This is a genomic window from Metabacillus sp. KH_069 (assembly GCF_057838075.1).
Map to the genome: position 1 here is coordinate 849,761 of NZ_CM174460.1, position 23,532 is coordinate 873,292.

At 40.5% G+C, this 23,532-nt stretch carries 26 protein-coding genes; 16 read left to right on the forward strand and 10 right to left on the reverse strand.

Features of this window, described 5'->3' with window-relative positions:
- The first annotated feature begins 18 nt into the window (after nt 1-18).
- The 4 genes from AC3ISE_RS04365 to AC3ISE_RS04380 all read left to right on the forward strand — a co-directional run bounded on the left by AC3ISE_RS04365 (nt 19) and on the right by AC3ISE_RS04380 (nt 4,067).
- Nucleotides 19-1,167 (forward strand): acyl-CoA dehydrogenase family protein, encoded by a 1,149-nt coding sequence (locus tag AC3ISE_RS04365; RefSeq protein ID WP_489224262.1) that lies wholly within the window; start codon nt 19-21, stop codon nt 1,165-1,167.
- Nucleotides 1,168-1,202: 35 nt separating this feature from the next.
- Nucleotides 1,203-2,066, forward strand: coding sequence for a 3-hydroxyacyl-CoA dehydrogenase family protein (locus AC3ISE_RS04370; RefSeq protein ID WP_489223186.1), 864 nt, complete (start codon nt 1,203-1,205; stop codon nt 2,064-2,066).
- The gene (locus tag AC3ISE_RS04375; protein ID WP_489223187.1) at nt 2,063-3,214 is read left to right on the forward strand and encodes a thiolase family protein; all 1,152 of its coding nucleotides are present in this window, start codon (nt 2,063-2,065) and stop codon (nt 3,212-3,214) included. Before AC3ISE_RS04370 ends, AC3ISE_RS04375 begins: the two co-directional genes overlap by 4 nt.
- A 76-nt stretch (nt 3,215-3,290) precedes the next feature.
- Nucleotides 3,291-4,067 (forward strand): enoyl-CoA hydratase, encoded by a 777-nt coding sequence (locus tag AC3ISE_RS04380; protein WP_133312025.1) that lies wholly within the window; start codon nt 3,291-3,293, stop codon nt 4,065-4,067.
- A 527-nt stretch (nt 4,068-4,594) separates the two neighbouring features.
- On the opposite strand, the gene AC3ISE_RS04385 is transcribed toward AC3ISE_RS04380, so the two are convergent.
- The gene (locus tag AC3ISE_RS04385) at nt 4,595-4,780 is read right to left on the reverse strand and encodes a YhzD family protein (RefSeq protein WP_252203809.1); all 186 of its coding nucleotides are present in this window, start codon (nt 4,778-4,780) and stop codon (nt 4,595-4,597) included.
- 140 nt (nt 4,781-4,920) lie between these two features.
- Between AC3ISE_RS04385 and AC3ISE_RS04390 the strand changes: the two genes are divergently transcribed.
- The 3 genes from AC3ISE_RS04390 to AC3ISE_RS04400 all read left to right on the forward strand — a co-directional run bounded on the left by AC3ISE_RS04390 (nt 4,921) and on the right by AC3ISE_RS04400 (nt 8,048).
- Nucleotides 4,921-5,820, forward strand: a complete 900-nt coding sequence (locus AC3ISE_RS04390) for an ABC transporter ATP-binding protein (protein WP_489223188.1) — start codon at nt 4,921-4,923, stop codon at nt 5,818-5,820.
- Complete coding sequence (locus AC3ISE_RS04395) at nt 5,813-7,072, forward strand: ABC transporter permease (RefSeq protein WP_489223189.1); 1,260 nt, start codon at nt 5,813-5,815, stop codon at nt 7,070-7,072. The genes AC3ISE_RS04390 and AC3ISE_RS04395 overlap by 8 nt, the downstream gene beginning before the upstream one ends.
- A gap of 724 nt (nt 7,073-7,796) precedes the next feature.
- Nucleotides 7,797-8,048 (forward strand): hypothetical protein, encoded by a 252-nt coding sequence (locus AC3ISE_RS04400; RefSeq protein ID WP_489223190.1) that lies wholly within the window; start codon nt 7,797-7,799, stop codon nt 8,046-8,048.
- A 48-nt stretch (nt 8,049-8,096) separates the two neighbouring features.
- On the opposite strand, the gene AC3ISE_RS04405 is transcribed toward AC3ISE_RS04400, so the two are convergent.
- Nucleotides 8,097-8,246: a hypothetical protein gene (locus AC3ISE_RS04405; RefSeq protein WP_091007346.1), complete on the reverse strand. Its 150-nt coding sequence runs from the start codon at nt 8,244-8,246 to the stop codon at nt 8,097-8,099.
- Nucleotides 8,247-9,048: 802 nt separating this feature from the next.
- Here AC3ISE_RS04405 and AC3ISE_RS04410 point away from each other — a divergent pair.
- From AC3ISE_RS04410 to AC3ISE_RS04430, 5 genes are all read left to right on the forward strand, one after another.
- On the forward strand, nt 9,049-10,086 hold the full coding sequence (locus tag AC3ISE_RS04410; RefSeq protein WP_489223191.1) for a metallophosphoesterase family protein: 1,038 nt from the start codon (nt 9,049-9,051) through the stop codon (nt 10,084-10,086).
- Nucleotides 10,087-10,288: 202 nt separating this feature from the next.
- Complete coding sequence (locus AC3ISE_RS04415; protein WP_489223192.1) at nt 10,289-13,312, forward strand: ATP-binding protein; 3,024 nt, start codon at nt 10,289-10,291, stop codon at nt 13,310-13,312.
- A 37-nt stretch (nt 13,313-13,349) separates the two neighbouring features.
- A complete protein-coding gene (locus AC3ISE_RS04420; RefSeq protein ID WP_489223193.1) occupies nt 13,350-14,564 on the forward strand; it encodes an MFS transporter in 1,215 nt (404 codons plus the stop codon).
- A 76-nt stretch (nt 14,565-14,640) separates the two neighbouring features.
- A complete protein-coding gene (gene yhaM / locus AC3ISE_RS04425) occupies nt 14,641-15,585 on the forward strand; it encodes a 3'-5' exoribonuclease YhaM (RefSeq protein WP_489224263.1) in 945 nt (314 codons plus the stop codon).
- Between the two features lie 566 nt (nt 15,586-16,151).
- Entirely contained in the window at nt 16,152-16,343 is a 192-nt protein-coding gene (locus tag AC3ISE_RS04430; RefSeq protein WP_070879394.1) for a sporulation YhaL family protein, read from the forward strand.
- A gap of 39 nt (nt 16,344-16,382) precedes the next feature.
- Here AC3ISE_RS04430 and AC3ISE_RS04435 read toward each other — a convergent pair whose 3' ends face one another.
- Nucleotides 16,383-17,252 carry a peptidylprolyl isomerase gene (locus AC3ISE_RS04435; protein ID WP_489223194.1) on the reverse strand — a complete coding sequence of 290 codons (870 nt, stop codon included), beginning with the start codon at nt 17,250-17,252 and terminating at the stop codon, nt 16,383-16,385.
- Between the two features lie 179 nt (nt 17,253-17,431).
- On the opposite strand from AC3ISE_RS04435, the gene AC3ISE_RS04440 reads away from it, so the two are divergent.
- Complete coding sequence (locus tag AC3ISE_RS04440; RefSeq protein WP_083328378.1) at nt 17,432-17,518, forward strand: YjcZ family sporulation protein; 87 nt, start codon at nt 17,432-17,434, stop codon at nt 17,516-17,518.
- Nucleotides 17,519-17,633: 115 nt separating this feature from the next.
- Entirely contained in the window at nt 17,634-17,714 is an 81-nt protein-coding gene (locus tag AC3ISE_RS04445) for a YjcZ family sporulation protein (RefSeq protein ID WP_101567585.1), read from the forward strand.
- Nucleotides 17,715-17,806: 92 nt separating this feature from the next.
- Here AC3ISE_RS04445 and AC3ISE_RS04450 read toward each other — a convergent pair whose 3' ends face one another.
- A complete protein-coding gene (locus AC3ISE_RS04450; protein ID WP_070879396.1) occupies nt 17,807-17,986 on the reverse strand; it encodes a hypothetical protein in 180 nt (59 codons plus the stop codon).
- 338 nt (nt 17,987-18,324) lie between these two features.
- Nucleotides 18,325-18,864, reverse strand: a complete 540-nt coding sequence (locus tag AC3ISE_RS04455; protein WP_489223195.1) for a DUF3267 domain-containing protein — start codon at nt 18,862-18,864, stop codon at nt 18,325-18,327.
- A gap of 266 nt (nt 18,865-19,130) precedes the next feature.
- On the opposite strand from AC3ISE_RS04455, the gene AC3ISE_RS04460 reads away from it, so the two are divergent.
- Nucleotides 19,131-19,418 (forward strand): DUF1878 family protein, encoded by a 288-nt coding sequence (locus tag AC3ISE_RS04460; protein WP_489223196.1) that lies wholly within the window; start codon nt 19,131-19,133, stop codon nt 19,416-19,418.
- Here AC3ISE_RS04460 and AC3ISE_RS04465 read toward each other — a convergent pair.
- On the reverse strand, nt 19,405-20,001 hold the full coding sequence (locus AC3ISE_RS04465) for an HTH-type transcriptional regulator Hpr (protein WP_252203834.1): 597 nt from the start codon (nt 19,999-20,001) through the stop codon (nt 19,405-19,407). The two genes, AC3ISE_RS04460 and AC3ISE_RS04465, sit on opposite strands and share 14 nt — an antisense overlap.
- A 202-nt stretch (nt 20,002-20,203) precedes the next feature.
- The gene (locus tag AC3ISE_RS04470; protein ID WP_489223197.1) at nt 20,204-20,560 is read right to left on the reverse strand and encodes a YtxH domain-containing protein; all 357 of its coding nucleotides are present in this window, start codon (nt 20,558-20,560) and stop codon (nt 20,204-20,206) included.
- A gap of 157 nt (nt 20,561-20,717) precedes the next feature.
- Here AC3ISE_RS04470 and yhzF point away from each other — a divergent pair, with 157 nt between their 5' ends.
- Entirely contained in the window at nt 20,718-20,909 is a 192-nt protein-coding gene (gene yhzF / locus AC3ISE_RS04475) for a membrane protein YhzF (protein WP_070879402.1), read from the forward strand.
- Between the two features lie 60 nt (nt 20,910-20,969).
- On the opposite strand, the gene AC3ISE_RS04480 is transcribed toward yhzF, so the two are convergent.
- The 3 genes from AC3ISE_RS04480 to AC3ISE_RS04490 all read right to left on the reverse strand — a co-directional run bounded on the left by AC3ISE_RS04480 (nt 20,970) and on the right by AC3ISE_RS04490 (nt 23,244).
- Nucleotides 20,970-21,491, reverse strand: a complete 522-nt coding sequence (locus tag AC3ISE_RS04480) for a tryptophan transporter (protein WP_489223198.1) — start codon at nt 21,489-21,491, stop codon at nt 20,970-20,972.
- Between the two features lie 117 nt (nt 21,492-21,608).
- The gene (gene serC / locus AC3ISE_RS04485; protein ID WP_489223199.1) at nt 21,609-22,685 is read right to left on the reverse strand and encodes a 3-phosphoserine/phosphohydroxythreonine transaminase; all 1,077 of its coding nucleotides are present in this window, start codon (nt 22,683-22,685) and stop codon (nt 21,609-21,611) included.
- A gap of 136 nt (nt 22,686-22,821) precedes the next feature.
- Nucleotides 22,822-23,244, reverse strand: a complete 423-nt coding sequence (locus AC3ISE_RS04490; protein ID WP_307438514.1) for an HIT family protein — start codon at nt 23,242-23,244, stop codon at nt 22,822-22,824.
- Nucleotides 23,245-23,532 lie beyond the last annotated feature (288 nt).

The following is a 23,532-nucleotide window of genomic DNA, read 5'->3' on the forward strand; positions in this document are numbered from 1 at the left end:
ACAGGGGGAATGAATGAAATGCCGGCAGCCTACTTGCAAAAAGAGCATCAAATATTCCGGGAAGCACTAAGAAAATTCCTTCAAAAAGAAGCAGTGCCCTACTACAATAAGTGGGAAAAAGAAGGAATGGTCCCGCGTGAACTTTGGATCAAAATGGGAGAGCAGGGTTTTTTGTGTCCCTGGACGGATGAGAAGTACGGAGGATCCGGAGTAGATTTTGCCTATTCCGTCATTATAAACGAAGAGCTGGAAAAAGTGGGGTCCAGCATGATTGGCATCAGTCTTCATAACGATATCGTCGTGCCGTATTTTGATTCTTACGGAACGGAAGAGCTGAAGCAAAGGTTCCTGCCGACTTGTGTGACGGGAGAAACCATTACGGCGATTGCGATGACAGAGCCAGGCGCAGGTTCTGATCTCTCAGCTGTAAAAACGACAGCTATTAAACAAGGAGACTACTATGTATTAAATGGGGAGAAGACATTCATTACAAATGGAATCTGTGCGGATTTAATTGTTGTTGTCTGCAAAACGGACCCAAAGGCGGTGCCTGCTCACAAAGGCATAAGCCTGCTGATCGTTGAAAGAGACACACCTGGCTTTAAAAGAGGCAGAAAGCTTGAAAAAGTAGGCTTGCACGCACAGGATACTGCAGAACTCATTTTTGAGGATGTAAAAGTGCCTGCCGCAAATCTTTTGGGTGAGGAAGGCAAAGGGTTCTATTATTTAATGGATAAGCTGCAGCAGGAGCGTCTCCTTGTAGCAATCGGAGCGCAGACTTCTGCTGAGAGAATGCTTGCTATTGCCAAGCAGTATACGAAGCAAAGAAAAGCGTTTGGAAAATCAATCAGCGATTTTCAGACTGTTCAGTTTCGGCTGGCAGAAATGGCAACAGAAATTGAAATTGGCCGTACCTTTTTAGATTCTGTCATTGAAGAACATCTGGCAGGGAAAAATGCGGTTACCCGTGTTTCCATGGCTAAGTACTGGATTACGGATATGGCTAAAAAAGTGGCGTCAGAGGTCATGCAGCTTCATGGCGGATACGGTTATATGGAAGAATACGAGATTGCCAGACGATATCGTGATATACCTGTTTCAGCCATTTACGCAGGCACAAATGAAATCATGAAAACCATCATCGTGAAAAATTTAGATCTTGCTTAAACCATTCAGGAAAAAATCAAGGGGGACACACTTCCATGAGTATACAGAAAATAGCTGTTATCGGATCAGGATTAATGGGGAGCGGGATTGCCCAATCCTTTGCGGCAGCAGGAAAAACAGTTTATTTATATGATGTTTCAGAAAAAGCGCTGGAAAAAGCACGATCTGGAATTGATAAAAGCTTATCAAGGTTCGTTAAAGCAGGAAATCTTTCAGAATCTGATAAGTCAGCAGCATTAGAAAAGATCTGTTCTTTTACCGTGCTTGCAGATGCAGTAAATGCTGCAGAGCTGGTTGTTGAAGCAGTTCCCGAAAATCTGGAGCTTAAAAAAGCGATCTTCAAAGAACTTGATGAATTAACAGAAAAAGGGGTCATCCTGGCTACAAATACGTCAGAACTAAGTGTTACAGCCATTGCGGCTGCAACAAAAAGACCGGATCAGGTCATTGGCATGCACTGGTTTAATCCGGCCCCAGTTATGAAGCTGATTGAAATTGTAAAGGGAATTGATACATCTGATCAGACAATAGAAGCGATCAGGAAATTATCAGAGGAAATCGGGAAAGAAACAGTATTAGTGAAAGATGCACAGGGCTTTGTCACAACAAGAGCACTGTCTGCTCATATGCTTGAATGCATCCGGATTTACGAAGAAGGGATTGCAAGTGCAGAAGATATCGACAAAGCGGTCAAACTTGGACTGAATTATCCGATGGGCCCCCTTGAGCTTGCAGACTTAGTCGGTCTTGATACGATGCTGTTTGTAAGCAATGGGATGGCGGAAGCATATGGTGACCGCTTTTTGCCTCCGCAGCTGTTGAGAAAATTGGTTGAAGCAGGACATCACGGACGAAAAACAGGTAAAGGATTTTACACATACGAAGGAGAGAGAAAATGACACGGGAAGTAGTAATTGTTGAAGCGGTAAGAACGGCTGTTGGAAAAAGGAAGGGTGCCTTTAGAGAAACACATCCGGTTCATCTTGCAGCTGCGGTTTTAGATGAGGTTGTCACAAGGGCAGGTCTGCCGAAAGAGCAGGTTGAGGATGTGGTTATGGGCTGCGTATCCCCAATTGCAGAACAAGGCTTTAACATTGGAAGACTGGCCGTTCTTGAAGCAGGATTTCCTGTAAGCGTGCCTGCCGTTCAAATAAACCGCATGTGCGGGTCAGGCCAGCAGGCCATTCATTTTGCCTGTCAGGAAATCAGGTCCGGTGATATGGACATTGTCATTGCAGCGGGTGTAGAGAGCATGACAAAGGTTCCTATTTTAAGCGATGGAAACGACGAAACGATCCCTGCAAGCCTGCATGAAAAATATAACTTTGTTCATCAGGGCATTTCAGCCGAAATGATTGCAGAAAAACATCAGATTACAAGACAGGAGCTTGATGAATACTCGCTTCGAAGCCATAAACGGGCATTAGAAGCCATTCAAAAAGGAATCTGCCAATCTGAAATTCTGCCGATGAAAGGGCTGAATAAAGAAGGAGAAGAAATTGTTTTTGAACAGGATGAGGGCCCGCGCGCTGATACCTCTCTTGAAGCTCTGGCAAAGTTAAAAACGGTGTTCAAAGAAGATGGCGTTGTAACGGCAGGAAACGCAAGTCAAATGAGCGACGGGGCGGCTGCAGTCCTGTTAATGGAAGGCTCCAAAGCACGGGAACTCGGACTCAAACCAAAGGCAAGAATTGTGGGACAAGCCGTTGTAGGCTCTGACCCGACTTATATGCTTGAAGGAGTCATACCTGCAACTCAGAAGGTACTGGAGAAAAGCGGGCTGACTGTAAACGATATTGATCTTTTCGAAATCAATGAAGCATTCGCTCCCGTTGTCCTTGCCTGGCAGAAAACGATTGGCGCTGATCCTGAAAAAGTGAATGTAAACGGCGGGGCCATTGCTCTCGGTCATCCACTGGGTGCTACTGGAGCAAAGCTGATGACGAGCCTCGTAAATGAACTAGAACGCAGGAATGCACGCTACGGGCTGCTGACTATCTGCATTGGACACGGAATGGCGACAGCGACAATCGTTGAGAGAGTTTAAATTATCTGAAAATAATATCAATTAATTTCAGAACGGGCTATAATAATTAATGAGGATGGAAATTCAATTTAGGGGGATGGGTATGGAAACTGTTACATATGCGGTACATGGAAGATATGCAACGATTGAAATGAACAGGCCTGATGTTTTAAATGCCATGAATGAACAAATGCTGAGAGAGCTTCTTCAGGCATTGAAGCTTGCTGGAGAAAGTGAAGCTGATATTGTGGTGCTTTCCGGAAGCGGACGGGGATTCTCAGCTGGCGGGGATATTAAAACGATGCTGAATTCAATGGATAATTCGGGTTTTTCAGGGGTAATGGATTTAATCTCAGAGGTCATCACAACGCTATATACACTGCCTAAGGTAACGGTAAGCGCCATTCACGGACCGGCTGCAGGTTTAGGATTCAGTCTTGCTTTAGCAGCAGACTATGTTGTCGCACATTCAAGCTCAGTTCTTGCGATGAATTTTATCGGCATCGGGCTTGTACCTGACGGAGGCGGACATTACTTCATGGAAAAACGCTTAGGCGAAGCGAAGGCCAAGCAATTGATCTGGAGCGGGGAAAAGTTAAGTGCAGATGAGGCATACAAACTTGGTTTAGTTGATTTAGTATGCGACGTTGACTTAAAAGATGCCGTACAATCTCTTGTCAGCGAATGGCTGCAGAAACCTGTAAAAGCGATGATTGCGAGCAAAAATATTTATTCTGCTGTAAAGAAACCAGAGCTCGAACACATCCTTTCACTTGAAAAAGAAACACAATATAACATGAGACAATCTCAGGATCATCAAGAAGGCATTAATGCGTTTTTAGAAAAAAGAAAACCTCAGTTTACCGGTAAATAAAGAAAAAGCGGTTACCGTTTTGTAACCGCTTCAATATTAAAAAGGACGTCCTTAAATGGATGTCCTTTTTGAAAAGAGAAGAACGTATAAATATTTGCGCATTGGTGTCTAGCTCCACCTCCTAGGCCCTCGGCCAGAACGGCTCCGTCTGTAAAGGCAAAAAGCGCCTTTTCAGCCGGATCCTTATCTGTCTGCCTTAGTCTGACCAGTCGGTTCCGCTTTTCTTATCGTTTAGGAAATTATAAAAGGAAATAGGTTGTGGATAATGAAATTAAGTTATCTCCGTCCAGCTCCGGCGCCTAGATCCTCGGTCAGAACGAATCCGCCAAAAAAGGCGGGACCCGGACTTTTCTGTCGGATTCTTATCTGCCTGTCGGATCTGACCAGTCGTTTCCGCTTTTCGAAGTGTCTAGTCGGAGCGCCCAACTCCTCGGCCAGAACGGCTCCGCCAGCAAAGGCAAAAAGCGCCTTCACTGGCGGATCCTTATCTGTCTGTCGGAGCTAAACGGGCGTTTCCGCTTTTCTAGTCACCTTTCAAATAAAATCAATTTACCGCTTGCCGAAGTGCAGCGGTGCGTTTTTTTTAGATAGTTTTTTTCTTCAAGCTTTTGTTCGCCGACTTTTTTTGCTTCCTGGTCATTGGCCGCTTCAAAGCTTTCATCCATTAATTTTTCCCCGTCTTTATTAAATGCCGTTAAGTAATACATGCCCATTTAATAGCCCCCTTTGCATATGAAGTTTAAAATTTTTTATAGGCTTATAACTATAATTCTCATCATTTTCTCTTTTTCCTGCAATAATTGAAACATTTGCTTGATGAGTTTCGTACATAAGATAGACAGGAGGAATCAGGATGACATTAAAATTGGATGGAATTACGAAACGATTTGGGTCACACACAGCCGTAGATCAGCTTTCCTTAATGATTCCGGAGAGTGAAATGTTTGGCTTGCTTGGGGCTAACGGCGCTGGAAAAACAACAACTTTCAGGATGATTTTAGGCTTATTAAATCCATCAGCAGGGCAAATTTCTTGGGACGGCAAGCCAATTGGATATGATGCGAGTGATGAAATTGGCTATCTTCCAGAGGAAAGAGGGCTTTATCCTAAGATGAAAGTGCGTGATCAGCTTGTTTATTTGGGGCGTTTAAAAGGGATGAAAAAGCAGACGGCACTGGAAGAAATGAATGAATGGCTTGAACGCTTTAAGATTCCGGAATATGCAAACAAGAAAGTAGAGGAACTTTCAAAAGGAAATCAGCAAAAGATCCAATTCATTACATCAGTTCTTCATCGTCCGAAGCTGCTGATTCTCGATGAACCGTTCAGCGGTCTTGACCCTGTAAATGTAGAGCTGCTAAAAGCTGCCGTTTTGGATTTGAAAAACCGCGGAACATCGATTGTCTTTTCAAGCCACAGAATGGAGCATGTAGAAGAGCTGTGTCAGCATTTGTGCATCATGCATAAAGGAAAGCCTGTCGTTCATGGGGCATTAAAGGATATTAAGCGTTCCTTTGGAAGAAAGAATGTGATTGTTCATGCTGATTTTAACTTGGACTATTTACAGAACTTTGAAGGTGTTACTAAATCTAAGAAAACGTTTGAAGGAATGGACCTGCAGGTTACAGGTGAAGAGGTCTCTCAGAAAATCATGGCTTCTTTGCAGGGCAAAGGATTTGTGCGGAAATTTGAACTCGCAGAGCCCTCTTTGAATGATATTTTCATTGAAAAGGTTGGTGCCGCGTATGAATAAATTTTGGATCATCTTTTGGCATACATATACAAGCAAATTAAAGACAAAATCATTTTTGATTACAACCGGCATAACACTGCTGCTGATCTTTGGGCTGACAAACCTGCAAAATGTGATTGATTTTTTTAATGATGGGGATAAAGATGCTGCGAAGGTGGCAGTTATTGATAAAACGGAAAATGAAACAATTTATCCTATTTTTGAGCAGAATGCTTCAGCTATGGATAAGAAACTGCAGCTGAAACGCGCAGAGAAGTCAGAGGAACAGCTGAAAAAGGATGTCATTGATGAAAAAATGGAAGGATATTTAATCTTGAGTCTTGATCAAGATGGCTTGCCGCAGGGCTCCTATTATGCAAGGTCCATTGCAAACTCAAGTGTTTCCGGGACAATTGAGCAGGCTATACAGCAAACGAAAATAGCAGCAGGTACCGCAAATCTTGGCTTAAAAAGCGAGCAGCTGAGTCAGTTGTTTACACCTTCAGAACTTAAGAAAACAGCCCTGTTAGAAAATGCAAAATCAGAAGAAGAGCTAAATCAGGCAAGAGGGCTGGTCTACGTTCTTCTGTTCATTATTTATTTTTCGGTGATCTTATATGCAAGTATGATTGCGATGGAAGTGGCGGTAGAAAAATCATCACGGGTGATGGAAATTCTGATCAGTTCCGTTTCTCCCATCAAGCAAATGTTTGCAAAGCTGCTCGGGATTGGACTAGTGAGCTTAACGCAGTTCGGCCTCATAGTATTGGTCGGATACAGCTCAATTAAAGGAAATATGGAAAATACAGCATTGATGGGTGACGGTTTCTTCAGTTTTTCAGAAGTGCCTGTTGCAACCTTAGTTTATGCAGTGGTTTTCTTTATTCTCGGGTACTTTATTTTTGCCACTCTTGCTGCGTTTTTAGGATCGCTTGTCAGCAGAATTGAAGATGTTCAGCAGATGATTGCACCAATGACGTATATTATTGTGGGGGCATTCATTATCGCGATGTTCGGTCTTGGAAGTCCTGAAGCGACGTTCATCACGGTTACATCCTATATCCCGTTTTTCTCTCCAATGATTATGTTCTTGAGAGTCGGTATGCTGAGTGTTCCGGCGTGGGAAATTGGATTATCAATCAGCATCTTAGTTATAACTATAATCGCTCTTGCGGTCTTAGGTGCTAAAGTCTATAAAGGCGGGGTGCTCATGTACGGCAAATCCTCATCATTTAAGGATGTCAAGAAAGCCTTGCAAATGTCAAAGGATTAATAAGAAGAAGGAAGCAGAGCCGGTGCGTAACGGGTTCGGTTGAATGGTGAAAACCGCTAAATAACACGTAAATAACATATCAATTCACATACTAATTCGTATAAGAATTGGTATGTTTTTTTTGTTGATATATAAGGGTTTACTTGTAATTCCTGTTCAAATTTAACATATCAAATTACATAGGAATTAGCAGGACTTTGCTACTCAACAAAGTCCTGCTAATTGAGGTGCTATTTACATCCCCATTAATTACCCGGTATTACAGCACAATAAAAAAGGAACTCCGGCATTAAATTGGAGTTCCCTTTCTTATTCCATTATAGCCCCAGATTGTGTAATAAGAATTTGATTTATATTCCAAGGTAATATTCTATAAATCTTTAGAAGATAGTTCCTTTAAATAAGAAGAAATCCTAGATAGCTCAATAAGTATCATATACAGAGTCCCTATAATAATCCGAAGAAAAGACCAAATTCACCTACTATAAAAGTACCAACAGAACTAAATAGTGCAAAAACAAAAATTATTTTAACCTTTTCCTTATTACTCAAAGCATTTTCCTCCTGATGTCTCTTACTCATTTTCTATTTTGTTGAATTTCAACAAAAAAAGCATTTATCCTTCTTCAATTAATGCCCCCGTTAGTTCATTAAGAAAAGGTTCTTTCAACAACCTCCCTTATTGATGTAAAGCAAGTATTCCCTGACTTTCTTTGAGTGTGGGGTGTTAAGAAAGTATCTTGCTGAAAAGATCGAGACTTATCTTTTTATTCAGCTACCTAAGCCGAGTGAGTATCCAAATGTTTTAAAAATTTCTGCTGGAGATTACTGGTGTATCAAAAATAACGGCTGGTCTATTGATTCTGCTACTGAAATTTTTAGTGAGGAATGGATATCTGATGACGAGTTTTTTGTCACCGAATCTGAAATTTATGGGAATAATAAACTCTATCATCAATTTAAAAAAGAACTTTGAATAAGAAAAACATAGGGAGATTTTAGTCTTCCTATGTTTTTATTCATATTATTTATCTGTTTGTTTTTGCTTCTTTTTCAAATACTCCGCACGTATTTTTTCAAGTTGCTGCTTTTTATCAAATTTGGCAGGCGTCTGTTTTTCATGAAACTTTGTCACAGCTACCTGACCTTTGGTATCCAATTGATATTTTCCCACTTTGTTCACCTACTTTTCTTGTCTTTAAAGAGAATCTATTCAACAAATATAATATACCTTATTTTACTGAAGTAAACCTTATTACTTTATTAGTTGTACTGCTAACTTTGCATATATCAGTAAAAACATTAAAAACTTAGTACAGCAGCGGAAAGGAACGGACAACATTTATCATCAAAAACAACAATTTATGCGAAAACTGCCTTTTGTTATGAATGTAGATTTGCATCATATTTTGTATGATGTTTTCGGCTGAAAAAGGATGATTTCAGCGGATAGAAAAGGAAATGGCGGAATGAGCAAATAAATAAAAGGTGGAAAAACTGTTATTCTATATAATTCTGGCTGGCGATTTGGTATTTTGTGCTGTCCAGCTCCATCGCCCAACTCCTCGACCAGAACGGATCAGCCAGCAAAGGCAAAAAGCGCCTTCACTGGCTGATCCTTATCTGTCTGTCGGAGCTAATCGGGCGATTCCGCTTTTCTTGTGTCTAGCTCCGCCTCCTAGACCCTCGGCCAGAACGGCTCCGCCGGCAAAGGCAAAAAGCGCCTTTTCCGTCGGATCCTTATCTGTCTGTCGGAGCTAAACGGGCGATTCCGCATTTCTCATTGTCCAGCTCCACCTCCTAACTCTTCGGTCAGAAGGGCTCCGCCGGCAAAGGCAAAAAGCGCCTTTTCTGGCTGATCCTTATCTGCCTGTCGGAGCTGAACAGTCGGTTCCGCTTTTCTGGGTAGAACGTGCATTCGCATTTCCGAGGTGGTACAATATAGAATAAGAGAGAAGTAAAGGAAGGAAATAAGGATGGAACCTATTCGATTTATTCATGCAGCCGATCTGCATATAGACAGCCCGTTTGCCGGAATGCAGCAGCTGCCGGAACCGATTTTTGAAAGGCTGAAGGAAAGCACATTTTCTGCTCTGGACAATTTGATCAAGCTTGCTATCAGCGAACAGGTTGATTTCATATTGATAGCGGGGGATTTATTCGATGGAGAGGACAGGAGCTTAAAGGCTCAGCTGAAGTTAAAAAAAGCATTTGAACAGCTTGAGCTGCACAGAATTCAGGTTTATGTCATACACGGTAATCATGATCACATGAGCGGGAAATGGCTGGATCTAAGCTGGCCGCAAAATGTTCATATTTTTTCAGACAAAGAAGTAGAGTGTAAAACTTTCTGGAAAAACGGAATGACATCCGTCAATTTATATGGATACAGCTATCCGAAGCGAGCTGTTATAGAGAATATGACACCTTTCTATAACAAACAGGGAGAGGCGGATTTTAACATTGGACTGCTTCATGGGTCGATTGCGGGCAATACCGACCATGATGCCTATTCTCCTTTCCTGATCAGCGACCTGCTTGAAAAACAGTTTGACTATTGGGCGCTTGGCCATATACATAAACGGATGCATCTTCATGAAAGTGAGCCGCCGATTCTGTATTCAGGCAATATTCAGGGCAGGAACAGAAAAGAAACGGGAGATAAAGGATGCTATCTCGTTTCCATGTCTGAAAGCATCGTGTCTTACACGTTTAAGCCTCTCCATGATGTGAAATGGGAAGAACTTTTAATAGAGATTAAAGGAAGTTTTGAGGAATGGATTGACAGCCTGCACCTGCAGCTTCAGCATCTTAGAGGTGACGAGCCGCGTGTAGTTACAATTCGTATAAACGGTACAAATGAACTGTATGATTCGCTTCAGGAGGAAAATGTGCTTGAAGACATAATAGATCAATGGAATGAAGATGAGACAGGGCGTGAGAATTTTGTATGGATCACCTCAATCATCAATGAATCAATGCCTGAGAATCAACAAGGAATCACTGCAGCTTGATTCTCATTTTTTAGCGGATTTAACAGAAATTATCAAAAGCTTTGATGATTTTGAGGGCACCGTTTTGCCCCTGAAGCAGAACGCATTATACAGGAAACACATACCGGCATTTGATGCAGCTGAACAGCAGCAGATAGAAAGAGAAGCTGAATACCTGCTGTTTCAGGAACTTTTGAAGCATAGAAGATTGTGAGGTGAAAAAATGAAAATCAATGAACTGAATATTTATGGATATGGACAATTTAATCACATGAATTTTACTCTTAATCCCCATGCCATTCAAGTGATTTACGGAAAAAATGAAGCAGGGAAATCTACGATCATGTCATTCATTCAAAGTATCTTATTTGGATTTCCTTCAAAAATTCAAAATGAAAACAGGTATGAACCAAAGCAAGTGAAAACATACGGCGGAGCTCTGATTGTTGATACCGAACAATATGGAAAGGTCAAAATTGAGAGATTGCCGGGAAAAGCAGCAGGTGAAGTTACGCTTTACTTTGAAAATGGAGAAACAGGCAGCGGGGAAATTCTTGATCAAATGCTGTCACACTTTGATAAGTCGATGTATAAGTCTATTTTTTCATTTGATATCCACGGCATACAGCAGGTAAGCAAAGTAAGTGCTGATGAACTCGGAAAGTTTTTATTGTCATCGGGATTGCTTGGGACAGATGCTCTCTTGCAGACGGAAAATCAACTTTTGAAAAAACAAGAACTGCTGTATAAGCCTAACGGCAAAAAACCAGAAATCAATGCAGCATTAAGCAGACTGAAGACCCTTCATTCTGACATGCTGAAAGCAAAAGAACAGATTCAGCCTTACGAGGAACTTATGAAGGAAAAAGAAATGATTGAACGTCAGCTTATGGCAAAAGCAGAAAGCAAGTTTATGCTTGAAGCAAAATCAAGAAGGCTTGCTGAAATCATCGATGCTCTTCCATTATGGATTGAAGAAGAGTCGATCCTTACTGAATTAACAAAAATAAATCAGTCGTTTCCTGCAGATGGATTAAAGCGCATGGATGAGGTTGAAGCAAAGGAAGAGCCATTGCTGTCTGAAAAGCGGTCTCTAGTAAGATCGATAGAAGATCACCAGCAAGCCATACATCAAATGAGTATCAACGAATCGACTCTTTCGCATCAAGCTGAAATCGAACATCTCAGGGAGACAAACTCCGCCTATCATGCGAAAAAAGATCAGCATCAGCAGTACAGTTTGAAGTACGGGGCACTATCAAGAAAAATTTCAGAAGAAAAAGAGCGGCTTTTTGCGGAAGATTTAGATGATGAATCTGTCCTTTCAATAAACACTTCTATAACAGCCAAAGAAGAAATAAGAGAAATCGTGTCTGACTATCAGCAGCTGCAGCAAAGAAAGCAGCTCCTCGATCAGCAGTTTGAACGGGCGAAAGAAAATCTGGAGGAAAGCGAAAACAGATTAACAGATTACGCAAAAGGGCTGCTTGGTGCAGAAGAAAGAAAGCTTCTAGAAGAAAAGGTAAAACAGCAGGAAGCCATACAGCAGCATGTGCTGGATGAAAAAAGAGCAGAAGATGAATATCGGAGCAATGAAAAGAAAATAAATGAACAAAGCAAGACAAACCAATCAAAAAAGAATCAAATGAACATACTGAAAGCAGCTGCGGCTGTGCTGCTTATTTTGTGTTCCGGTTGGATTATCTATGAGCAGCAATGGCTCATCTTGCCGTTTTTATTAGGCTTGATTGGTCTCGTTTTCTTTTTTATTTTCCAAAATGATAAAGGGGAAGACGCATTTCTGAATCATTTACGCGACAAACAGGAGGAATTAAAACGTCAGCTTGAACAGTTAAGGGGTCAAGGTTATACAGATACAGAAGAGCTCAGGGGCATCCTGTGGAAGGATGAACAGCTGAGGAGATCTCATGAGCTTGAGCAAGTGACATTTGCACAGAATGAAAGAGCGTATCACCGCACAGTCAGCGGTTTTGATGAATGGGAAGAGGACCTTTATCAATTAAACCGAAAAGCCAAAAAAGCATACAGTGATTTTAGGATGAGCAGTGAATTCTCGCCTCTCGCCCTGCCTGATCTTCTGCAAACATTGTTTCAGCTCCAGAAAGATATTCGGGAGTGCTCTCAAATTGAAACGAAACTTGCAGAGCTGACATCGGCACTTTCTGCTTATGAAAATCAGCTGGAAGGTGTATGTGAAAAATGCGGATTTGACCAAAAGACTGATTTGAATGAAGGAATGCGGAACTTGTCTGCTGCTCTCCAAGATTCAATGGAAAAGAAGAGCAGACAGCTTATGTTTTTAGAAAAAATAGCCGATGCCGAACATCGATTAGCAAAAATTGAAGCAGATCTCAGCCTTCTTTCTGAGAAGAAAAAAGAGCTTTTCCATTTATCCAATTCAGCTGATGCCGAAGAATTCCGTAAAAAGGCTGAGGAAGCGGACAACAGAAGATCATTAGAGCAAAAGTTAAAATGGATTCAGCAGCAGCTCCAGGCTAAAAAGCATTTGCTCAAAGATGGAAAGCTGGATTTTCTGATTGATTATAAAGAAGAAAAGCTTTTATGTGATAAAGAGCTTAAAGCGGAAATTGAACAGGAAAGCAGCATGCAAAAGAGGCTTTCAGAGCTTGCGGCTGCACTTCAAAATATTGAGGGATCTGGACTATTCTCTGAACTAAAACAGAAGTATGAGCTTGAAAAAGGTGCAGTAAAGCAGCTTGCGCACAAGTGGGCCGTGCTCGCAGCCGCGAAAAACATGCTGAATAAAACGGTGGAATTTAACCGCGCGGTGAGACTTCCAAAAGTATTGGAAGGGGCAGAGCACTTTTTTTCTATTATGACGAATCACCAATACAGAAAAATCTTTCTGCCTGAATCAGAACAAACATTACTTGTAGAAAAAGCTGATGGAAACCGATTTGCAGCAAATGAGCTTTCTCAGGCAACAGCAGAACAATTATATATTTCACTGAGGCTGTCTCTTGCCCGTCATTTGAGCACTGGGCAGGGTCTGCCGATTATTATTGATGATGGTTTTGTGAATTTCGATTTTGACCGCACGAAACAAGTGCTGTCATTGCTTGAGGAATTTTCAAAGCAGCATCAGATTATTTTCTTTACTTGCCAGGAGCACCTTCTGCCGCTGTTTAAAGAAGAACAGATTCTTGATTTAAAAGCTAAAGAGCAAGCTGCAAAACAAGTATCTATTGGACAGAGATTATTGTAAAATGAACTGACGTAAGGTACCTGAAAGGAAGTAAGTCATGCAGCAAACTACACATGAGAAAAAGCCTCTTGGCAAACCGCTCTTTTTACTGAGCTTTAACTTGTTTATTATTATGGTGGGTATCGGTTTAGTCATCCCGATTCTGCCGTTTTATGTTGAAAAGTTTGGAGCAGATGCAGCAACACTCGGATTTCTGGTAGCTGTATTTGCATTCATGCAGTTTTTTTTCGCTCCCATATGGGGGCGGTTATCTGACAGAATTGGCAGGAAACCGCTGATAACACTAGGGTTGTTTGGGTTTGCGATAGCTGAATTTATTTTCGCTTTTGCAACGGATTTATGGATGCTGTTTTTATCAAGGATGATTGCAGGTATATTCGGTGCTGCAATCATGCCGAGCGCAATGGCATACGTTTCTGATGTAACCACACCTGAAAAACGCGGGCAGGGTATGGGGTATTTAGGCGCCGCAATGGGGCTCGGCATTGTAGTTGGCCCGGGAATCGGCGGCTGGCTGGCTGAATTCAGTCTTTCTTTTCCATTTCTATTTGCGGGTATTGCAGCAACACTAGCCGGAATTGTATCGGTCTTCGTTTTGCCGGAGTCCTTGTCAAAAGAAGCGATGGAGCAAACCATCGCTGAAAATGAAAAACGTGAAAATCAATTTGTCTTAATCAAAAAAGCTCTTCAAAGTCCTGTTGGCTTTTTGCTGATCCTTGTCTTTATGATGAGTTTTGCCCTGACGATTTTTCAGGCGATCTTTGGTTTCTATGCGTTAGAGCGTTTTGGTTACGGACCGCAGGAAGTCGGCCTGATTATTCTTATAACAGGGATTGTAGGAACGATTACACAAGGAGCTGTCGTTGGAAGACTTGTAGCTAAATTCGGGGATGAACGGGTTGTGACCTCTGCTCTTTTGCTGAGTGCATTTGGATTTGTCATCATGACATTTGCAAATTCTTTCACCACCGTTTTATTGACAACCTCTATCTTCTTTTTGGGAAATTCCATTTTGAGACCTTCTTTAAATACGTTTATCTCAAAATTAGCAGGAAGCAAGCAAGGTATGGTGATGGGGCTTAATAATTCTTTTATGAGTCTTGGAAATGTAGCAGGCCCCATTTTGGCGGGATTCGTTTTTGAATATCAAATCAACCTTCCATATTATATTGGTGCAGCGGTCATGCTTGCTGCACTGATTTCAACGAAGGTGTGGATTTCAAGAAGACACTATGCAGATTTGTCAGCATAGCTGGAGTCAGGAAATATAGATGGAAATTATGCTATACTCAGGATAGTGAGGCAATTTGGGAGGGACCGTTTTAATGATGACAAAAGGAATTAATCATTACGAGGTAGGCGAGCAAGCAGATGTTTTTCTGCTGGTGAAATCATCGACAAAGGGAATAGCCAGTAACGGAAAACCATTTTTAACATTAATTCTTCAGGATCAATCAGGTGAGATTGAAGCAAAACTATGGGATGCGGGTCCAGAAGATGAGGTATCCTACAGTTCACAAAGCATTGTTAAGATATATGGTGATATTCATCACTACCGCGGACGTAATCAGCTTAAGATCCGCAATATCCGAACTGCCTCAAGCACAGATAACGTGAAAATTTCTGATTTTCTTGAAACAGCTCCGATCGGACAAGAAGAAATGATGGAAAAAGTCACACAATATATTTTCGAAATGAAAAACCCTAACATTCAGCGCGTAACAAGGTATCTCATGAAAAAGCATCAAAGTGAATTCCTTGAATATCCGGCTGCAACAAAAAATCATCACGAATTTGTTTCCGGATTAGCTTATCATGTTGTTTCCATGCTTGATTTAGCAAAGTCCATTGCAGCTTTATATCCAAGTCTTGATACGGATTTGCTTTATGCAGGAGTCATTCTGCATGACCTTGGGAAGGTAACTGAACTCTCAGGTCCGATCGGCACTACTTATACAGTAGAAGGAAACCTGATCGGCCATATTTCCATTATGGTAAATGAAATTGCCAAAGCAGCCGAACATTTAGGCATTGAGGGTGAAGAAATCGTAATTCTTCAGCACCTAGTCCTCAGTCATCATGGAAAAGCAGAGTGGGGAAGCCCTAAGCCTCCGCTGATCAAAGAAGCCGAAATTCTTCACTATATTGATAATCTCGATGCGAAAATGAACATGCTTGACCGTGCTCTAGAGCGAGTGAAGCCTGGCGAGTATACGGAACGTGTTTTTGCACTGGATAATCGTTCATTTTATAAACCTTCGTTTCATCAATAATATTGAAGAGGCTGGGACAAAAGGTTTTCAGCCAAAGAAAAATCCGAACTATTATGTGAAATTCCAACTTGAATTTCGTTTTAGTTCGGATTTTTTTTTTTTTGACTAAATGGTAGAAACCTTAAGTGGATTGCAGCGGAAGGAACTTGACTCCTGCGGGAAATAGAGCAAAGTGGGAGACCCCACAGGCAACGCCGAGGAGGCTCCCATGCTCTCCGCGGAAAGCAAGTTCCTCTCGCTGCAAGGAACGGACATTATTAATCATGAAAAACAACAATCTATGCGAAAATAGCCCTTTCTTTTAAAGGTTTTCGCACTATTCAATGTTCGGCTTTCATTCAGGGGATGATCGTTACGTCCCAGCCTCTTTTTTCTTTAGTGCAGGCTCTTTTTATACTGATTGTTGTTTTTGGTTATACATTCCAAAAGCAACAAACAGTATAAAAAGAGCCATATAGTAAAATGCTTAAATTGACAGATTAAGATCTCAAAATTAGATGTATAAATTATTAAACAACCTCATATAGTGCAGTAAAGGGCTTGTCAATGAAAAGGGGGAAGCGGGAATGATCTTGCTGCCGTGGTGGGTTTACCTCTGCATACTTGGGATTTTATACAGCGGTTACATGGCTTTTTCAACAACAAGGAAAGAGAAGATTGTTGAGGAGGCGTATATAGAAAAAGAGGGCAATGTTTATATTGAAAGAATGCTTAAAGAACGTGAGATCCGCAGAAAAAATCAAGATGATGAAATGTAAAAAACTCCCCCATTTAAATAAAATGGGGGAGTTTTGCTGTTATTGTCCTTCAGCAGGAGCTGCAGGAGCTGCTGGCGCTTTGAAAGTATCTTCTAATTCTTTGTCTTTCACCTTTACATCTGCTTCTTTAAGAGCTTTGTCCAATGCTCCCTGAACAGCATCAGGCTGGCTTGTCTTTTGTTTTTTAACATCTGCTTCAAGTTCTTTTTTCATTTCTTCATACGGCTTCACTGTTTTTGTCACTTTAATGATGTGATAGCCGAATTCAGATTTTACAGGCTCGCTTACTTCGCCTTCTTTAAGAGAAAATGCTGCTTTTTCGAATTCAGGAACCATTTGTCCTTCGCCGAACCAGCCTAAATCTCCGCCGTTTTGTCCTGATGGATCTTTAGAAGCTTCCTTCGCTAAATCCTCAAATTTTTCACCTTTATCAAGTCGGGCTTTAATTTCTTTTGCTGTTTTTTCATCTTCAACAAGGATGTGGCTTGCCTGTACTTTGCCTTTTAGGCTTTCGTAGTATTGTTTTGTATCTTCTTCTGTAACTTTCACTTCTTTTTCAGCTGCTTTTTTGCGAAGCAGATCGACTTTTACCATATCTTTAACAGTCTTTTCACCTTGCTGCTGAATGACTGCTTCAAATTGAGGGCCGTATTGTTGAGTTAAGTTGTCAATTTCTTTGTTAACTTCTTCGTCAGAAACTTTGTACTCTTTGCTTAAAACCCTTTCATGTACAAGCTCTGTTAAAACATCTTTTCCGAAGCGGTCTTTCATTGCTTCATAAAATTCGTCTTTTGTTACATTGCCTGCTTTCGTTTCAGCAATGACCTCGGAACCGCTGTCATTATTACTGCATGCGCCTAGCGCCAAAACACTTGATGCTGCTGCTAATGCAAGAGCAAATCTTTTCATCTGATACAACTCCTACTTCTGTTTAATTTAAAGACTGCCTAATAATTGGAACACTATACCACATTGTGCCATGAACTAAAAAGTTTTGCAATAGGACTAGGGTAATCAGGGCATTCGTCTAGGTCAAAATGAGAAAGCGTCCATATGATGTATTGAACGCCGATAAGGGAGGTTTTAACATGAGTGGAGGATACTCAAACGGTTTTGCATTACTAGTTGTATTGTTTATTTTGTTGATCATTATTGGTGCTTCTTACATTTGTTAGGAAGCAATAAGGGCTAAGATTTTAAAAAGATTGCTTAAGACAAATGATAAATGCCTATTCGTTACATGATGATCGTGCATACAATAACTTACCGACGCATAAAGGAGGTGTCATTATGGGAGGATACGCTGGAGGCTTCGCGTTAATCGTTGTTTTGTTCATCTTATTGATCATTGTTGGTGCTGCTTGGCTATAAGCCAAAATAAACATAGCTGACAGATAACCTGTCAGCTATGATTGTATAAGCTGTGTGCGGATGTTGGCACGCAGCTTTTATAATGGTGAAATCTACGTAAATAAGATTTCTATGTATGAAGAAACTAATAAAATGGTAATCAGGACGTTGATTGTCCGGAATACTTTTGTTTGACGGTCTTCAGGAATCTCTCGGACCAGGCACAGCGTATTGGTCAATTTATTTATATAGAATAAAATGAACACGGCAAACAAAATGAAAAAAGCTATCATATGAGATTCCCCCTCTCCTCACTGATACATATTACATTACCAAAAAAATGATGAAAAAGATAGCAATGACTCCTAATAAATAGCAAAAGAAAAGCTTCTCCTGAATGAGAGGCTTTTCTTAAAAGAAAAGAAAGTATAAAATTTTGCGCTTCGATGACGAGCGGAATCGCTTAGGCTCCTCGGCCAGAACGGATCCGAAAGTATTGGCAAAAAGCGCCTTTACTGGCGGATCCTATCTGTCATGCCTGCGCTAACCGGTCGCTTGCGCTTTTCTTATTTATAGTAGCATATCATATTCTTTATGAATCAGCAGCGATGCAATATGCACAGTATTTTTTTTAATACTTTTGAAACAGAATTTCAAAGCTTTCATCAGCTTCTTCGATGAAACATTCTTTCGGCGCTTTGGAAAGCTGGCTCAAAAAAATAAAATCAGTCACACACAAGCCGGTATGAAAGGCGATTCCCAGGCAAAAGTAGTGTAAATATGCAGGAAAATGCATCAGTCCTGCGGTCATAACCGCCGTGACAATTATAAAAGGTGTAAGAAGCGAAAGCGTCATATTGGCTTTGCTTACATTGCAGTTTGTTTTCAAAAAGAGAATCGGAATGTATGACTGGAACTTCAGTTTAAGGGATACGCGGTAACCGTACATCCATAAAGGCATAGCGTGAAGCAGTTTGTGACATGGCACGATGCATATGATAAACAGAAGCAATAATAAAAAATGATCTTCTTTCAAATGGATAGAAGGAAATACGACCACAAGCGGTAAATATATGCTAATAAAGGTAATCATCATCGTTAATACAGAGACTATAAAAAGTCTATGGAATCCATAATCTTTTGAAAGATTAATGGTTTTCCAGCAATTCATTTCAATCACCGTCCGAAAGTTATAAATGTTCATGCAGATGCATGATTGGTCAAGTCCTTACATACTTTACGATGTTCAGTTGGAAAAAGCAATATGAAATTTCCCATGTAAACGGTTAAAATGAAAATAAGTAAAGTTTTACAAAATAAGAAACTTTCGAAAAAGGGAAGAATGATTTAAAATAAATAAACGAAGAAGAATGAAAGAAGTGAACCTTAGTGGAATCCTTGGAAAAACGAATAGCAAATTTGGAGTACTACCAGAGGTTGCTTGTTAAGATGGTCGACGCTGATCAATACCCTTTTTATCTGTCTGTCATGAATACAGGTTTATCTGCTGAAGAAATTGAGGACATTCACCGCATTTGCTCGGAGCTTGAGAAAATGCTTGCAGAACAAAAAGAGCAAGGACTCCTCGATTACATGAGTCTCCTTACTCTTTTCGCCGGACAGCTGAACCATAAGCTTCCAGTTAATGATACGATTCTTGCTTTGCATAAGCAGGGAATGTATGTGCCGCTGATGACAGAATTCAAAAAAATTATTCGGAAATAGCTGAAGCGGTTTCAGCAGCAGGGTCTTCCCGTTTTTTTAGTTTCCGGTTTTCCTCAACAAATTCCTTCTCAATATTCGTAAAGGAATGTTCGAAGATCTCCATAAAGTCATCTCCGTATATGTTTCGTATGATACACATCATTTCCATAATTTCAGGGAATTTCCCATACAAATTTTGAAGCGGCAGAGCGCCTTTAAACACAGCGTTTCTGCTTGGATCATAGTCTTCTAAAAGCTTCAGCAAAATTTCTTCGCCCTGTTCCGTCAGCTGAATGTACGTATTGCGTTTGTCATTCTGCTTTTTCGAAAACTCAAGATATCCTCTCTCTTCAAGCTTCTTTGAAAAGTTGAATGCAGTTGATACGTGCATCACTCCAAATTTAGCAATCTCTGAAATCGAAGCACCCTTTAAATGATAAGCAATCCATAAGATGTGATGCTCATTGATATTCAAATCATAGGGCTTAATCCATTGCTGCCAGTCTTTTTCGATGGATTTCCACAAAGCTTTGCTGAGCTGCGCGATTCTCTGGCTGAATAAAAGCGCTTCTTTTATAGAATAATCCTGTTCGTTACGTTTCATCCCCAGTCACCTACTTTTTCTCTTTTGCTCTTATATTCTATTATGCCAATAAAATAAAGATTAATAAAGATTAAATTTACAAAATTTTTAAATAAATCTTAAAAGCGTAGGAAAAGCGTTGATTTTTTGGATAAAAAAAAAGAGCGGCATGTGAGATAATCTGCCGCTCGTACAAGTGAATTGCTTTGTCTACAAAAATATTCTATTTGTTTAGAGTTTGTTCTAATTCTTTGATTTTCTGTTCGATTTCACTAATTTCTTTTTGAAGCTCATTTTTATGAGGCTCAATTTCTTCCTGCCAGGTCTGAATGGATTTTTGAAGATCTGATGTTACATCTTTTAAAACTACAGCACTTTCTTGAGCGGTTTTAACCACTTGATCTTTAAGTGAGACACTGTCATCTTTCAGCTGAACTAAAATATCTTCTAATTTTTGTTTATTTTGTTTTAACTGGCTGCGCAAATCTTTTCCGGAAGACGGGGTGGAGAGGATTGTTGCTATACCTCCAATAACGCTCCCGACTAAAAGACCAGTCATTAATGATTTTCCTTTTGCCATAGGTATCACTCCATTTGAGAATAATTATATGTACTTTTTCAAGCAATGAATAGGAAAGTCCTTCTTATATAAGTACCCCCTGTGAGGATAGATAAACGCTGTTTTATTCATAGCTTATGATGCCTTTGCATAGATATGAGTAAAAGGGGGGAGGAGCTTGGCTGGCGTCATCTTTCTATTTTTTATCATAAGCTTGCTTTTTTTTATAGGTGCTTTTCATTACCTCAAACTAGCGCAGCAATCAGCATCCTATCCGCCTAAGCATGTTGTTCACCAAAAAGCTGCTGTGCTTGCTGGAGGCGGAACGCTTGCACTGCTGATCGGCATTTTATTCTATTCTTTCCAATAGGCTTCATTTTCATAGATTTTCACAAAAAACCCGACCGGCTAGGATCGGGTTTTTTCTATGTTATTGAGCAACTATATTTGAACGCTTCATGATTGTCTGTACGATCGGATAAATGAAAACCATTGCGATGGTATTAAGGGCTGTTGCCGGCAAAACAACTGCTATGAATAACGCCGTAAATCCTGCACCGCCTGGAAGTCCGACTATGAATAGTGCGGCTGTCAGAAAAACAGTACCGGAAAACAGTGTGCCGACCGCTGTCAGGATACCTGCTCCTGCAGTTGATGCAGCAAATTTCTTAATCACAATGACTAAAAGATAAAAAACAAATGCAGTCACAAATTTATCAATGACATTCGGCAGAAGACCGCCTGGAAAACTGGTAGTTAATCCTGACAGCACGCCCGTAACCGCTCCAAGTAAAAATACATTGCGAATGTGAGGGAACAGCAGGATGCCTAAGAACATCATTGTGAGCATCATATCCGGCTTCATTCCATTAAAGAATGGCGGGATAATTCCGTGTAAAGCAAGCCCCATTGCGACAAACAAAGATAAAACAACTAATACTTTTGTATTCATTTCTCAACTCTCCTCAGACTAAGCTCTTTTTTTGGAACTCCCCAATAATGACCTATGTCTTATTGCGGGAGAACTTACAAAATAGTATAACAGGTATTTCTGACCTTGTAAAAAAGATTATGCATGCTTTTTCTGAAATTCAGTCATAAATTCAGCTAATGCCTCACAGGCCTCAAGCGGCACTGCATTATAGATGGAAGCTCTGCAGCCGCCGATTGACCGGTGTCCGGCGAGACCTGAAAAGCCTTTTTCAATGGATTCTTTGAGGAAAGCTTTTGTTAATTCTTCATCTTTAAGCGTAAAGGTTACATTCATTGCTGATCGGCTATCCTTTTCAGCATGCCCTTTATAAAATCCGCCGCTTCCATCGATGCAAGAATAAAGCAGGCTCGCTTTCTTCTCATTCAGTTCTTCCATTGCTTTTAAACCGCCAGTTTCTTTGATCCATTCCAGTACAAGGGAAAGCATGTAAATCGCAAATGTAGGAGGTGTATTGTATAGAGAATTCTGTTTTGAATGTGTGCTGTATTTTAAAATAGCAGGAATTCCATCATTTGCATTCTCAAGCATTTCTTTTTTGACGATTACAACCGTTACACCTGAAGGACCGAGGTTTTTTTGCGCTCCTGCATAAATAAGCGAGAAACGGCTGACGTCAATTTCCCTGCTCATGATGTCGCTTGACATGTCGGCAATTAACGGCAGTTTTGTTGAAGGGAAAGTTTTCCACTGCGTCCCGTAAATTGTATTATTTGACGTTAAGTGTACATAGCTTCCTTCTGCCGGATCTTCAAAGCTTTTCGGAATATATGTATAACGATCTTCTTTACTTGATGCAATAATTGCCGTCTTGCCTATTTTTCCTGCTTCTGATTGTGCTTTTTCAGACCATACTCCGCTCATTATGAAATGGGCAGGAGAATCGCTTTTTAAAAAATTCATTGGAATCATGGCAAACTGCAGGCTTGCACCGCCTTGAAGGAACAGGACTTCATACTCTTCTGGAATATCCATCAGCTCTTTCAATAAAGAAGCTGCGCGGCTGTGAACTTCTTCGTAAGGTTTGCTTCTGTGGCTGAGCTCCATGACTGACATGCCTGTTCCGTTAAAATGAACTAATTCGCTTTGCGCTTTCTCCAAAACGGAAAGAGGTATTGCTGCTGGTCCTGCGTTAAAGTTATACGTTCTTTTCATGGGAAATTAACACTCCTTACTTTGTTACGCCTGAATGATTAAATTTCTATTTCATTATCCTAACATGAAAAAGAGAGTTAGAGTCGGAATTTTTGAAAAATAGTAATAACAACAAAAAAACCCGCAAAATGCGGGATTAGAGCAAGCCTTCTTGAATGGATGATGCGATTTGCTTTAAGTCTTCAGGTGTATATTCTTCCGTATGTGTTTTCCATACAGCGCCAAATCCATCGCCTTTTCCGTAGCGCGGAATCAGGTGAATATGATAATGAAACACTGATTGACCGGCTTTTTCGCCGTTATTATTAAGGATATTCATGCCGATTGGCTCGAATTGTTTTTTTATCGAATTTGCGATTTTTGGAACAACTTCAAACACATTGCGGGCAATGTCAGGTGTAAGTTCGTAAATATTTTCTTTATGTACTTTCGGAATAACCAGTGTATGTCCTTTTGTCACTTGACTGATATCCAGAAAAGCTACCACATGTTCGTTTTCAAAAACCTTAGCGCTTGGAATCTCTCCGTTCACAATTTTACAGAAAATACATCCGCTCATCATGTTTCATCCCTTTCTCAATATAAACTGAATCTTAACCGTATTTTACCATAAATAAACGGAGGATTAAATTGCCGTAGCAAGACATCAATGGGCGGTTCTTTTCGTAAATATTTTTCCTGTTTGACTAAATGTGAAAAAACTTAAGTGGATTGCAGCGGAAGGAACTTGACTCCTGCGGGAAATAGGAGGCTCCCATGCTCCCCGCGGAAAGCAAGTTCCTGGAGCGGAAAGGAACAAAAACAGCCAAAAAGAAACAGGATGATCACAAGGATCATCCTGTCCCGA